Genomic DNA, 12,884 nt, shown 5'->3' with positions numbered 1-12,884 from the left:
GTCAGGTTCCGGTTCGCCCGCGAACGTCACGCAAGGCAGGCTTGCGCCCGCCCGTCTGTTGCGGTGCAGCAAACTCGGCCATGTCTCGCGTCACCCACCCGTCGCCGTGCGCGTGCCGCAGCTGCCCGACCCGGTGGGAGATCGATGGAGGTGATGTGATGTCGTTCGCGCTGGTGCCCGTCGCCGAGGCGGCCCTGTTCACGTTCGGGTGCCTGGTGATCCACGCCCTGCGGCGCCACGCCGACGTGGTCACCGCGACGCTCGCGTGCCTCGCGACGCTCCTCGTCCTGATGATCGGCATCGCCTGCGCGCCGGAATCCTTCGCGAAGTACCAGGCGGCCAGCGTCGCAGACTTCGCCCGCCTGGACGCGGCCATCTACTGAGGCGTCGCCCCGCGGCCGACGGCGTCGAGGCCGCCGGTCCGGAGCTTCGCGAGGCGGCCGCCGGTCCCGCGCTGGCCGGCGACGGCCACGTCGAAATCGTCCTTCGGGAGCTTGGCGAGGAAGCGCTCGGCCAGCTCGAACAGCAGGATGTCGGCGCGGACGCGCTCGATATAGGCCCAGTCGAGGCTCGACGACCAGACGAAGTGCACCTCGCTGAAGCTCTCGGCGAGCAGCCCGGTCAGCAGGAACGGGTCGAAATGGGCGCACGAATCGCCGAACAGGACGAGCCGGCGGGGATCGGCCGCCGGTGACGCGTTCCGGTAGACGACATGCGCGCCGACATGCACCTCCCGGTCGCGCCCCTCCGCCTCGTAGGCGGCGAGAAGCGGCCCGGTCTCCACCCGCGTCGCGTCGCGCTGCAGCATGAACCGCTCCAGGCGCTCGCGCGGCCGCTCGGGCAGCTTCTCGCCGAGATCCATGAGCTGGTCCGAGACGATGCCCGGACGCGCGCCGATATCGGCCGGCGGGATCGCCCCGAGCGCCCGCATGATCGCGCGGTAGGCCAGCAGGCAGCCCTGCGCGGTCCAGTGGGTGTCGGTGCGCAGGTACAGCGGCACCGGCCCGTTCCGGGCCGCGCGGAGCGGGGCGAGGAGATCGAGATAGGCCGGGTCCCGGGCGAGGCTCCGGGCCAGCCGCCGGGTCGAGGCCTTGCCCGGGGCGTAGCGCAGGCCGTCGGTCTTGTCGTCGTAGACCGACAGCTTCTCCGGCACGATCACGTGGAGGCAGCGGATGCCGAGGCCCTCGGCCCGCCGCGCGCGGGCCCTGATCAGCCGCGTCCAGCCGCGCAGCAGCAGCCAGTGCCGCAGGCCGCCGCGATACCGGTCCATGACCCGGTTGGTCCCCCCGGTGAGGAATAACCAGCCGTCGCGGCCGACATGTACGCTCTCCCTGCCTGCAGCCATGACGGTGCTTTAGCCTCACCGCGACCGGGCGACTAGGCCGGACCCGGCGCCGGTACCGCGCGTTCGTCAGGCATGCCGCCCTCGCCTGCCCCGGCCGTCCAGACCCGCGATCGCCCGGAGCAGCCCGGCGGTGCGGCGCCCGCCCGCGCGGCGCGCCTGTGGCGCCCGCGCCGGGTGCTGGTGATGCCCGCCGCCCTGGAGCATGTCCACGGGCGGGCCATGTTGGCCCGCGCCGAGGCGCTGGGCCTGCCGATAGAGCGGCTGCCGTCCAACCGCCTGCCGAGCCCGCGCGAGCCGGATCCCCGCCGGGCCTACGCGGCCGCCAAGGCGACCCTCGCGCTCACGGTCGCGCCGCCGACCAAGTTGCGGCTGCAGCCGATCCCGCCCTCGGCCGACTGGCGCTTCGACCTCGCTGAGGGCTGCCCGGCCCATTGCCAGTACTGCTACCTCGCGGGCTCGCTGTCCGGGCCGCCGGTGACCCGCGCCTACGCCAATCTGGCGGCGATCCTCGGCAACCTCGCGGACTACGCGGGGCGCGGCGCGGTGACGTCGGCCTCCGCCGAGCGGGCGCAGGAGGGGACCACCTTCGAGGCGTCCTGCTACACCGATCCCCTCGGCATCGAGCACCTCACCGGCTCGCTGTCGGCGGCGATCCGGCATTTCGGCGCCTGGGACGCGCCGGTGCAGCTGCGCTTCACCACCAAGTTCGCCGCGGTCGAACCGCTCCTCGACCTGCCGCACAACCGGCGCACGCGCATCCGCTTCTCGGTCAATCCGCGGGCGGCCGCGCATTACGAGGGCGGCACCGATCCCCTCGACGCGCGTCTCGCCGCCATGGCGGCGGCGGCGCGGGCCGGCTACCCGGTCGGCCTGACCGTCGCGCCGATCCTGCCGGTCCCGGGCTGGGAGGACGCCTACGCCGGCCTGATCCGCGCCGCCGCAGACGCGCTGGCCGGCGTCCCCGATCTCGACCTCACCGCCGAACTCATCACCCACCGGTTCACGCCGGGCTCGAAGGCGGTGCTGCGCGGCTGGTATCCTGGCTCGGACCTTCCCCTCGACGAGGCGGAGCGCGTCGAGAAGCGCACCAAATTCGGCTCGGTGAAGCACGTCTTCCCCAAGCCCCTGATGCAGGCGATGCGCGCCCACCTCACCGCGTGCCTCGCCCGCGACCTGCCGACGGCGCGGATCCTGTACTGGACCTGAGCCCCCGCGGGCGCCATCTGGCCCCGATGACCGACGCGGCCCCCCTGATCCTGACGCTCGCCTTCGACGAACCGACCTTCGCGCGGTTCGACGGCGAGCGGCGCCGCCACTTCCCGGAAGCCCTGAACCGCATCCCGGCGCACGCGACGCTGTTCCACCACCTGCCGGGCGACCGCGAGCGGGGCGTGATCGAGGCGATCACCGCGCTCGCCCGCACGGTGCCGCCGCCGGAGGTCGCCGTGACCGGCCTGCGCTTCACCGGCCGCGGCGTCGCCTACGCGCTCGACTCCGACGCGCTGGCGCGGTTCCGGGCCCGTCTCGCGCAGGAATTCGCCGCCCACCTCACTGCCCAGGACCGGCAGGGCTGGCGCCCGCACGTCACGGTGCAGAACAAGGTGTTGCCGGACCGGGCCCGGGCGCTGCACGCCGACCTGTCGGCGGGGTTCGCGCCGTTCCGCTTCACCGCGCCCGGCACCCTGCTCTGGCGCTACCGCGGCGGCCCCTGGGACGCCGTCGCCCGCCTGCCTTTCGGAGAGAACGCCTGATGGATTTCGACGCGCGCCGGGGGACCGCGGCATGAGGGCGCCGGGCAACCTGCGGCAGAACCGGCTGATCGAGCCCGCCCTGGCGGTGTGGCTGCGGCTGCGCCTGAACGAGGTCGGACCCCTCGTCGCCCTGCTCTGCCTGAGCATCCTCGGCTACGGGTTCTTCTACCTCGCCCACGAGGTCGGCGAGGGCTCCACCGCGGCCCTCGACCGGCGGATCCTGCTCGCCCTGCGCAACCCCGCCGATCTCGCCGACCCGATCGGGCCGCCCTGGCTCGAGGAGTCGATGCGCGACATCACCGGGCTCGGCAGCGTCTTCACAGTGCTGTTCCTGACCTGCGCGGTGGCGGCCTATCTCGGCGTGTCCGGGCGCCGGCGCATCGGCCTCTACGTCCTCGCCGCGGTGGGCAGCGGCGAGCTGGTCTCGACGGTGCTGAAGATCTTCTACCACCGGCCGCGGCCGGACCTCGTGCCCCACGGCATGGAGGTGTTCACGGCGAGCTTCCCGAGCGGCCACGCCACCATGTCGGCGATCGCCTACCTGACCCTGGCGACCCTGATCGCCCGGGTCGAGCGCAACCGCCGCGCCAAGGCGCTCGTCCTGGCGCTCGGGGTGAGCGTGACGCTGCTGGTCGGCATCAGCCGCATCTATCTCGGCGTGCACTGGCCGAGCGACGTCCTGGCCGGCTGGTGCATCGGCGCGGCCTGGGCCTCCCTGTGCTGGTTCGTCGCCCTGCAGCTGCAGCGCCACGGCGAGGTCGAGGCGCCCGACCCGCCGCCGCCCGCCTGAGCCCGGCGTTAAGGTAAACGGACGGTTAAGGTGGACGGGCGGTGCCCGTCCGGGCTGGATGGCTGTTGTCCCCGCAACCGAAACCATCAGGGTCAAGCGATCGTGATCGAGCGCCGCCGCACTGCCCGACGCCGCGTCTGCCTGGGCGGGCAGCTGCGCGTCGCGGCCTTCCTGCCGGAGATCGACTGCACGGTCCGCGACGTGTCCCTCGACGGGGCGCGCATCCGGCTGCCGGCGGGGGCCGTGCTCCCCGATTGCGTCGAGCTGTTCATTCCCTGTCGCGGCGAGGCCCGGCGCGCCTTCGTGGCCTGGCGCGCGGGCGAGTCGGTCGGCCTCGGCTTCGCCGAGACCCGCGCGGCGACGGAGCCCGAGGCGGTCGCGCGCCGGCTCGCCGCCAGCGAGGCGGAGGTGGCGCGTCTGCGCGCCGCGCTCCTCGACGGAAACAGCCCGGAGCCGGGTCGCGTTCACTGAGGGCGCGGTTCCGCCACCCGGCGGTTTCCGGCGCAGGCGGCGCCCCGGAGCGCCGCCCTCCCGATCCGGCGACACGGCGAGGCACATGGCGGACGACACCCGGCTCTCACGACGCAATCTCCTCGCGGCCGGGGGCGCCCTGGCCGGCGCCGCGGTGGGCGGCGGCGCGCAGGCCGCCCCGCCGGCGCCCGCGGTCCCGGCCGATACCGGCGCCGTGCAGGGCGGACGGGTGATGTTCCCGAACTGGCGCGGGACCGGCGACAGGCCGCCCGCCTCGAGCCCGGCGCCGCAGCCGCCGGGCCAGCGCGTCGGCTACTGCGTCGTGGGTCTCGGGCGCCTGAGCCTCGACGAGATCCTGCCGGCCTTCGGCGAGAGCAAGCGCGCCCGCCTCGCGGCCGTGATGTCGGGCTCGCCCGACAAGGCGAAGCTCGTGGCGCGGCAGTACGGGCTGCCGGACGACGCCGTCTACGGCTACGACGCGTGGGATCGGCTGAAGGCCAACCCCGACGTCCAGGCTGTCTACATCGTCACGCCGAACGGCGTGCACCGGGACAACGTCGTGGCGGCCGCCGCGGCCGGCAAGCAGGTGCTCTGCGAGAAGCCGATGGCGGTGACCTCGGACGAGTGCCGGGAGATGATCGCGGCCTGCGCGAAAGCCGGCGTCAAGCTGATGATCGCCTACCGGTGCCAGTACGAGCCCCACAACCGGGCCGTGATCAAGCTCGCCCGCTCGGGCGAGTTCGGCCGGCCCCGGCTGATCCAGGCCTTCAACGGCCAGACCACGGGACTGCCGGAGCAGTGGCGCCTGCGGAAGGCGCTGGCGGGCGGCGGCTCGCTGCCGGATATCGGGCTCTACTGCCTGAACACCGCCCGCGCGGTTCTCGGCGAGGAGCCGAACCTGATCCAGGCCCAGACCCACTCGCCGCCGGACGATCCCAAGTACCGCGAGGTCGAGGAGACGGCGAGCTTCACCCTCCACTTCCCGTCCGGCGTGATCGCCCAGTGCCTGTCGAGCTACGGGGTCTACGAGGCGCGGAGCCTGACCCTGCACACCGGCACCGCCTCCGTCGATCTCCAGAACGCCTTCGCCTACCAGGGCCAGCGCCTCTATATCGGCCACCGCGACGGCAAGAACGCCGCCCGGGACGAGAAGGTCCTGAGCCCGAAGAACCAGTTCGCCCTGGAGCTGGACCATTTCGCGCGGTGCATCCAGGAGAACCTGCGGCCCCGCACGCCCGGCGAGGAGGGGCTGCAGGACCAGGTCCTGATGGAGGCGATCTACGAGGCCGCCCGGACCGGAGCGCCGGTCAAGGTCGGGCCGCCCGCCGGCGCCGGCTCCGGTCTCGACGTCACGCGCGGGCCGGAGCCGGAGGAGCCGGGCTGAGGTGCCTCAGACGAGCTGAGGTGCCTCAGAACGGCAGCAGGATGTCGACGATCTGCTGGCCGTAGCGCGGCTGCTGCACGTCGGTGATCTGGCCCCGGCCGCCGTAGGCGATGCGGGCCTGTGCGATCTTGGCCGAGTCGATCGTGTTGTCGGACTCGATGTCCTCCGGCCGCACCACGCCGGCGACGATCATCTCGCGCACCTCGAAATTGACCCGGATCTCCTGCTTGCCCTCGACCACGAGGTTGCCGTTGGGCAGGACCTGGGTCACCACCGCGGCGACGTTCGTGGTGACGGATTCGGTGCGCTGGACCGACCCGGCCCCGTCATTGGCGGTGGCCGAGGTGGCGGAGAGCAGCGCGGTGCTGCCGACGCCGAAGGACTTGCCGACCGCGTTGTTCTCCAGGCCCAGGGCGTTGGGCAGGCCGAAGCTCTCGGTGTTGGCCCGGGAGCGCTTGGTCTCGTTGCTGATGTTCGCCTGGTCGGTGACCTTGACCTTCACGGTCAGGATGTCGCCGAGCTTGGCGGCGCGCTGGTCCTTGAAGAAGGCGCGGGAGCCCGTGCGCCACAGCGAGTTCGGGGCGTACGAGACCGGCTGCACGTCCGGCATCGGCATCCGCACCGGCTTGTAGCCCGGCTGGCTGGTCGGATCCTCGATCGCCGACAGTGCCGGGGTCGCGCCGACCTGCGAGAGGCGGTCGGCGGTGTTGCAGGCCCCGAGCGCGCCGGCGATCAGGGCTGCGGCGAGCGGGTTCAGGACGGTGCGACGGGCCATCGGGCAATCACTCTTGGACGCGTGCAGGGCGGGCGGTCAGCGCAGGGAGGCGGTCGCCTGGACGGGGGCGGCGGCGGCCTGCTGAGCCGCGGGGCTGGGGCTCACCGAGACGCGGCCGGGGCCGATCACGGTGGCCTGCAGGATCTTCTTGGAGGCGACGTTGACGACGTTGACGACGGCGCCCATCCGGCCGGAATCGTTCGACAGGCCGCGCATCGACAGGCTGATGCTCGGCGTCTCGTACACGATGGTCACGTTCTCGCCGCGGGCGACCAGCTCGGGCGGGGCCGTGTCGGTGACCCGCAGCACGGTGCCGGCCGCCAGCGTGTTCTGGGCGACCTCGCCGAGGATGGTCGTGGCGCTCCCCTGCGCGTCGGGGGCGACGGAGTCGCGCGGGCGCTGCTCCAGGGCGACGTCGCCCTCCTTCAGAGGCTCGCCGCGGTTGAGGTTCCGGGTGAGCACCGCGACCTCGCGCAGCTCCACGACCACGCCGGAGACGCGCAGCGACGCCTGCCGCTCGCCGAGGCTGACGAGGCCCGCGACGCGGCGCGTCCGCGGGTCGTAGGTCAGGTCCAGGGCCGCGACCTGCCCCTCGAGGTCCACCGGCGCCAGCAGGGTCGGGCCGTCCCCGTCGAAGCGGACCGCGATGGTGCGGACGTTGAGCCCGTAGGCGGCCTCGAGGCTGCGCTTGAGCGCCGCCTCGATCTCCGGCGGCCCGAGGCGGCGGGCGGCGCGCTGCACGGCGATCTGCAGCCGTCCGCCGGTCTCCAGGCCGCTGAGGCCCAGGGCGGACGCCGCGTCGAGGATGCGGCGGGTCTGGATCGTCCCGGTCGCGCCGAGGGCGGGCGCGCGGAACAGCGGGCGCGTGCCCAGGCGCTCGGGCGCGCCCTCGACGAGATCGGCCAGCGTCAGGACGTCGCCGCGGGCGGTGACGTCGCCGCGCAGCCGCAGGCCCTCCGCCCGGGCCATGGCGGGGATCGCCAGGGCGCCGAGGACCGCGAAGGTCAGGAAGGCCAGCACCGCGCGCAGGATGACGGCGGCGCCGAGGGGCATCACCCGCGGCGGGACGCGCCGCACGATCGGGCTGATGTCGCCCCCGTCGCCCGCGGCGATGCGGGGCAGGTCGAGGGTCTCGAAGTCGGGATCGAGCGGGTCGGGATGCATGCCGGCATACATGTTCAGGGACCTGAAGCGGGGTGCGGGTCGCGCGGTTAGCTGCGGAACATCTGCGTGGTGGTGGAGAGCATCTGGTCGGCGGCGGTGACGACCTTCGAGTTCATCTCGTAGGCGCGCTGCGCGGCGATCAGCGACGAGATCTCCGTGACGGCGTTCACGTTCGCCTCTTCCAGGTAGCTCTGCTGGAGGTTGCCGAAGCCGTCGGCCCCCGGCAGGCCGCTGATCGCCTGTCCGGAGGCCGCGGTCTCGACGAACAGGTTGTCGCCGATTGACTCGAGGCCGACCTTGTTGACGAAGCGCGACAGCTGGAACTGGCCCAGCGCCTGCGGCGCCGTCTGGCCCGGGATGTTCGCCTGCACGGCGCCCGTGGCGCTGATCGTCACGGACGTCGCGTTCTGCGGCACGGTGATCGCCGGATCGAGCAGGTAGCCGTCGCGGGTGACGAGCTGGCCCTGGGCCGAGAGGTCGAAGGAGCCGTCGCGGGAATAGGCGGTCCGGCCGTCCGGCAGCGTCACCCGGAAGAACCCGTCGCCGCGGATCGCGACGTCGTAATCCTTCTCGGTCGAGGAGAGCGTCCCCTGCGACATCACGCGGGCCGTCGAGGTGGTCTTCACGCCCGAGCCGAGGCTGAGGCCCGCCGGGAGCTGGGTGTTCTGCTGCGAGGTCGAGGCGCCGGCCCGGCGCATGTTCTGGTAGAGCAGGTCCTGGAAGTGCACCTGCTGGCGCTTGTAGCCGGTGGTGCGCAGGTTCGCGATGTTGTTGGAGATGACCTGGACGTTGAGTTCCTGGGCCGCCATGCCGGTGGCGGCGGAGTAGAGGGCGCGCATCGGTCAGGCCTCCTCAGGCGACGTCGGCGAGGCGGCGGATCGCCGTGCCCCGCAGGTCGTCGAGGCGCGAGATCATGCTCGACACCATGGCGTAGGACCGGTTCACGTCCATGAGCCGGGTCATCTCGATCACCGGGCGGACGTTGGAGCGCTCCAGCGACTCGGGCTCGAGGCGCCCGTCGATCCCGGCGGGCCGCGCGGGCTCCGGCGAGGCGTAGAGGTTGGTCCCCTCGTTGGTCAGCCGCTGCGGGCTGGCGAAGGTGACGAGCTTGATCCGCCCGCGGATGCCGAGATTGGTCGACACGGTGCCGTCGGGGCCGATGGCGAGGCCGGTCTCCTGCGGGTTGATGCTGATCGGCCCCCCCTCGCCCACGACCTTGTAGCCGTCGCTGGTGACGAGCGTGCCCTGCGCGTCGAGTTCGAAGGCGCCGTTCCGGGTGTAGCGCTCGCCCTGGGGCGACTGCACGGCGATGAAGGCCGAGCCCTTGACCGCGACGTTGAGCGGGTTGCCGGTCTGCTCGATCGGGCCCTGCCCGAGGTCGAGGGTGGTGCCCTGGTCGATGACATAGGACAGGCGCCGGTCGGGCCGGGCGAACGAATCCGCGCTCGCCACCGGCATCAGGTACTCCTCGAAGCGGGTGTTGCGCGCCTTGAAGCCCGTGGTCGAGACGTTCGCCATGTTGTTGGCGATCACGTCCAGCTCGCGCTGGAGCGCCATCTGGCTCGACACGCCGACGAAGAGGGCATTCTGCATCGTGGACTCTGGGACTCGCGGGCCGCGGAGGCGGCAACGATCCATTCAGCATCCGCTGTGCCAAATCCCGTCGCGGCGAATTTTATCGTTATGACAGAGACTTGGTTAGCGTTGCCCGGGACTCGCGGCCGCGCCGGGGCTGCGCCGCGGCAAACCTGACCCGGCAGGAATTGCCTCCTTAACGGCGCGTTAACCGTGATGCTCCGATATCCAGGTGTACCTGGCGCGCAGTCTCCCGCGAGAGAGCATTATTCCATGGCCAAGAAGCCGAAGAAGGCCTCCGCCGAGGAAGGCGAGGCCGCAGCCGAGGGCGCCCCGAAGGGCAAGAAGAAGCTCATGATCATGGTGGCCGTCGCGGTCCTAGTCGTGGGCGGCGGCGGCGCGGGCGCGTTCGTGATGATGGGCCGCGGCGACAGCAAGGCGGCCGCGCAGAACGGCGACCACGGCGGGGGGCACGGCGGCGGCGACGCCAAGGGCGCCGGCCCGGAGAGCAAAAAGCTCGTCGTCTTCGTCGACGTGCGTGAGATGCTCCTCAACCTCTCCCCCGAGCTGCCGCAGGACAAGGGCCGGTTCGCGAAGGTCCGGATCTCCCTGGAATTGAAGGACGCCAAGGTCGAGGAGGAGGTGCGGCCCCTGATGCCGCGGGTCGAGGACGCGCTGCAGGTCTACATGCGCGAGCTGCGCGCCAGCGACATCACCAACTCGGTGGGCCTGTTCCGGCTGCGCGAGGAGCTGCTGCGCCGGGTCAACATCGCCCTGTACCCCGCCAAGGTCGACGCGGTGTTGTTCAAGGACGTGATCGTCCAGTGAGCGCGCCCGCGACTCTGGTCCTCTCTTCAAGCGCCGCGCCGCGCCGGGCCCCGATCGAGCACGCCTGATGGAACCCGAGGACGAACTCCCCGAGGACGACTGGTCGGCAGCCCTCCTGGAGCAGGGTGCCGAGGGCGGCGACACGTCGCTGGCCGAGGAATGGGGCGCGGCGCTCGCCGAGCAGGGCACCACGCGCAACGCGGGCGACGTCGCCGCCGAATGGGCGACGATGATCGAGGACGGGGAGAGCGACAACCTCCCCGAACTCGCCGGCAACGACCGGGTGCTGAACCAGGACGAGATCGACGGCGTCCTCGGCTTCTCCATGCGCGAGCTCTCGGCCTCCGGGGCCGGGGGCGTGCAGGCCATCGTCGATTCGGGCGTCGTCCAGTACGAACGCCTGCCGATGCTGGAGATCGTCTTCGACCGGATGATCCGGTTGCTGTCGACCTCCCTGCGCAACCTGTTCCAGGACAACGTCGAGGTGACCCTCGACAACATCACCTCGGTGCGCTTCGGCGACTACCTGAACGCGATCCCGCTGCCGACGCTGCTGGGCGTGTTCCGGGCCGAGCAGTGGGAGAATTCGGGCCTCGTCACGGTCGACTCGAACCTCGCCTACGCGACCTTCGACCTGCTGCTCGGCGGCAAGCGCGGCGGCTCGTCGAGCCGCCTCGACGGCCGGCCCTTCACCGCCATCGAGATGACGCTGGTGCGCCGCCTCGTGGAGATCGTGCTGGGCGACCTGGAGATGTCGTTCCAGCCGCTCTCGCCCGTGAGCTTCGGCATCGACCGGATCGAGACCAACCCGCGCTTCGCCACCATCACGCGGCCGGGCAACGCCGCGATCCTGATCAGCCTGCGGCTCGACGTCGACGGGCGCGGCGGCATGCTGCAGATCCTGTTCCCCTACGCGACGATCGAGCCGATCCGGGAGCTCCTGACCCAGAGCTTCATGGGCGAGAAGCTCGGCCGCGACCACGTCTGGGAAGGCCACCTCGCCACCGAGATCTGGCAGGCCGACGTGACCATGGACGCCGTGCTGCACGAGATGATGCTGCCGCTCAAGCAGGTCATGAGCCTGAAGGTCGGCGAGACGCTGATGTTCGACGCCAAGCCCTCGGACCTCATCACCGTGCGCTGCGGCGACTGGGCGCTGACCCAGGGGCGGATCGGCCGGGTCGACGGGCACATCGCCGTCCAGGTCACCCGACCGCTGCGCCGCTCGCGCACGACGATCCAGGCCTACGAGGCCTCGATGAACAACCGCTCGGACAGCTAGTGCCGATGAGGGTCCGGTCATGAGTCTCTTCGTCACCCTCGCGGCCGACATCCTGGTCGCCGTCCTCCTGGCGGCGACCATCGTCACGTCCCTCCGGCTCTCGCGCCGCATCGGCCAGATGAAGGGCGACGAGGCCGCGCTCCGCCAGACCATCGGGGACCTGATGGTCGCGACCGGGACGGCCGAGCGGGCCATCGCGGGCCTGCGGGCAGCGATCGACGAGGGCGACCGCACCCTGAACGCGAGTTTGGAGACCGCCACGATCCGCGCCAGCGAGCTGCGGCTCCAGGTCGAGGCCGGCGAGGGCGTGATCGCCCGCATCGGCGCCATCGTGGCGCAGATGCGCGCCGTGCCGGTCCGTCCCGAGCCCGCGCCGGAGCCGAGGCCCGCGCCGCAGGCGGTCCCCGAGCCGGCGCGCGCGCCGGAGATCCCGGCCGAGCGCCGCCCTGAGCACGCCAGTCCGAACGGGGAGCGCCTCGGAGTCGCGGCCGCGGCGGCCCTCGCCATGAGCGAGCGCGCCCTCGCCCGCGTCCGGGCGCGCGCCGCGTGACCGGGGTCAAGGCCCCGAAGATCCCGCCGCCGAAGCCGGATCCCGAGGAGCGGATACGCCGCGCGGCGACGCCGGAGCGGCGCGCGCGCCGGAAGCCCGTCCGGCAGTTTCGGCTGCGCCTCATCGACGCCGTGGCGCTCGCGGCGGGCGGGCTGCTCGTGCTCAAGCTGCTCAGCCTGCTGCAGGCCGGCCTGCCGGAGAGCGCCGCGCTGCCGGAATACGGGCGCGCGGTCGCCCGGGCGCGCACCGGCTTCGAGCCCTACGACCCGGTGACGACCGGATCGGTGGGCGCCAAGGAGGCGCCGGCCGCCGCGTCCGAGAAGCCGGCGGAGCCGGCCCCGGCGCGGCCCGCACCGCCCGCGGCCGGGAACCCGGCCTCGCCCACCGAGCGCGTGCTCCTGGAGAAGCTCGGCGCCCGGCGCGACGCCCTGCGCCAGAAGAGCGACGAGCTGGAGCTGCGCGAGAAGATGCTGGGCGAGGCCGAGCGCAAGCTCGAGACCGGCCTCGGCGACCTCAAGAAAGCCGAGGACAAGGTCGACGCTGCCGCGAAGGCGAAGGAGGAGGCCGAGAAGCAGGGCCTGAAGAACATCGTCACGATGTACGAGGCGATGAAGCCCAAGGACGCCGCCCGGGTGTTCGACCGGCTCGGGCTCGACGTGCTGGTCCCGATCGTGCTGGCCATGAACCCCCGGAAGATGTCCGAGGTCCTGGCGGTGATGCAGCCCGAGACCGCCGAGCGCCTGACCGTGGCTCTCGCCAACCGCGCCCGCGGCGCCGCGGGGCCGCAGGCCCAGGCGGGCGCGGGGCTCCCGGCGAACGAGCTGCCGGCGATCGATCCCGGGGCGCCGCTTCGGTAGGTCCGTGGCGCGCTGGGGTGCCGGGCGGGTCTCCGGAAAGCCCGGCCAGAGCCAGTCCCGATCGGGTCGAGGCGGTGGCGCGCCAGGTCCGTGCCGCACGACGCGCGGGTCC

General features: G+C 72.5%; 15 protein-coding genes. 10 read left to right on the top strand and 5 right to left on the bottom strand.

Annotation, left to right across the window (positions count from 1 at the left end; all coding sequences use genetic code 11):
* The first annotated feature begins 158 nt into the window (after positions 1-158).
* Positions 159-383, top strand: a complete 225-nt coding sequence (locus LOK46_RS04425; protein ID WP_273562665.1) for a hypothetical protein — start codon at positions 159-161, stop codon at positions 381-383.
* Here LOK46_RS04425 and LOK46_RS04420 read toward each other — a convergent pair.
* Positions 377-1,345: an alginate O-acetyltransferase AlgX-related protein gene (locus LOK46_RS04420; RefSeq protein WP_273562664.1), complete on the bottom strand. Its 969-nt coding sequence runs from the start codon at positions 1,343-1,345 to the stop codon at positions 377-379. The genes LOK46_RS04425 and LOK46_RS04420 overlap by 7 nt on opposite strands.
* Positions 1,346-1,417: 72 nt before the next feature.
* Here LOK46_RS04420 and LOK46_RS04415 point away from each other — a divergent pair, with 72 nt between their 5' ends.
* From LOK46_RS04415 to LOK46_RS04395, 5 genes are all read left to right on the top strand, one after another.
* Positions 1,418-2,551 (top strand): radical SAM protein, encoded by a 1,134-nt coding sequence (locus LOK46_RS04415; protein WP_443192862.1) that lies wholly within the window; start codon positions 1,418-1,420, stop codon positions 2,549-2,551.
* Between the two features lie 26 nt (positions 2,552-2,577).
* Positions 2,578-3,096, top strand: a complete 519-nt coding sequence (locus LOK46_RS04410; RefSeq protein WP_273562663.1) for a 2'-5' RNA ligase family protein — start codon at positions 2,578-2,580, stop codon at positions 3,094-3,096.
* A 31-nt stretch (positions 3,097-3,127) separates the two neighbouring features.
* Positions 3,128-3,886 carry a phosphatase PAP2 family protein gene (locus LOK46_RS04405; RefSeq protein WP_273562662.1) on the top strand — a complete coding sequence of 253 codons (759 nt, stop codon included), beginning with the start codon at positions 3,128-3,130 and terminating at the stop codon, positions 3,884-3,886.
* A gap of 102 nt (positions 3,887-3,988) precedes the next feature.
* Positions 3,989-4,357, top strand: coding sequence for a PilZ domain-containing protein (locus tag LOK46_RS04400; RefSeq protein WP_273562661.1), 369 nt, complete (start codon positions 3,989-3,991; stop codon positions 4,355-4,357).
* Positions 4,358-4,442: 85 nt separating this feature from the next.
* Positions 4,443-5,741 carry a Gfo/Idh/MocA family protein gene (locus LOK46_RS04395; RefSeq protein ID WP_273562660.1) on the top strand — a complete coding sequence of 433 codons (1,299 nt, stop codon included), beginning with the start codon at positions 4,443-4,445 and terminating at the stop codon, positions 5,739-5,741.
* A 25-nt stretch (positions 5,742-5,766) separates the two neighbouring features.
* On the opposite strand, the gene flgH is transcribed toward LOK46_RS04395, so the two are convergent.
* From flgH to flgF, 4 genes are read right to left on the bottom strand one after another with little or no spacing between them, the layout of a single operon-like run.
* Positions 5,767-6,516, bottom strand: coding sequence for a flagellar basal body L-ring protein FlgH (flgH, locus tag LOK46_RS04390; protein WP_273562659.1), 750 nt, complete (start codon positions 6,514-6,516; stop codon positions 5,767-5,769).
* 36 nt (positions 6,517-6,552) lie between these two features.
* A complete protein-coding gene (gene flgA / locus LOK46_RS04385) occupies positions 6,553-7,692 on the bottom strand; it encodes a flagellar basal body P-ring formation chaperone FlgA (protein ID WP_273562658.1) in 1,140 nt (379 codons plus the stop codon).
* A gap of 35 nt (positions 7,693-7,727) precedes the next feature.
* Positions 7,728-8,519, bottom strand: coding sequence for a flagellar basal-body rod protein FlgG (flgG, locus tag LOK46_RS04380; protein WP_012317826.1), 792 nt, complete (start codon positions 8,517-8,519; stop codon positions 7,728-7,730).
* A gap of 13 nt (positions 8,520-8,532) precedes the next feature.
* On the bottom strand, positions 8,533-9,273 hold the full coding sequence (gene flgF, locus LOK46_RS04375) for a flagellar basal-body rod protein FlgF (RefSeq protein ID WP_273562657.1): 741 nt from the start codon (positions 9,271-9,273) through the stop codon (positions 8,533-8,535).
* Between the two features lie 255 nt (positions 9,274-9,528).
* Between flgF and fliL the strand changes: the two genes are divergently transcribed.
* From fliL to LOK46_RS04355, 4 genes are all read left to right on the top strand, one after another.
* Positions 9,529-10,083, top strand: coding sequence for a flagellar basal body-associated protein FliL (gene fliL, locus LOK46_RS04370; RefSeq protein WP_273562656.1), 555 nt, complete (start codon positions 9,529-9,531; stop codon positions 10,081-10,083).
* A gap of 64 nt (positions 10,084-10,147) precedes the next feature.
* Complete coding sequence (gene fliM, locus LOK46_RS04365) at positions 10,148-11,365, top strand: flagellar motor switch protein FliM (RefSeq protein ID WP_085985309.1); 1,218 nt, start codon at positions 10,148-10,150, stop codon at positions 11,363-11,365.
* A 19-nt stretch (positions 11,366-11,384) separates the two neighbouring features.
* The gene (locus LOK46_RS04360) at positions 11,385-11,915 is read left to right on the top strand and encodes a DUF6468 domain-containing protein (protein WP_273562655.1); all 531 of its coding nucleotides are present in this window, start codon (positions 11,385-11,387) and stop codon (positions 11,913-11,915) included.
* Entirely contained in the window at positions 11,912-12,772 is an 861-nt protein-coding gene (locus tag LOK46_RS04355; protein WP_441009169.1) for a MotE family protein, read from the top strand. The genes LOK46_RS04360 and LOK46_RS04355 overlap by 4 nt, the downstream gene beginning before the upstream one ends.
* Positions 12,773-12,884 lie beyond the last annotated feature (112 nt).

The sequence above is a fragment of the Methylobacterium sp. NMS14P genome, assembly GCF_028583545.1.
Taxonomy (GTDB): domain Bacteria; phylum Pseudomonadota; class Alphaproteobacteria; order Rhizobiales; family Beijerinckiaceae; genus Methylobacterium.
This window is presented reverse-complemented; position numbering and strand designations above follow the sequence as displayed.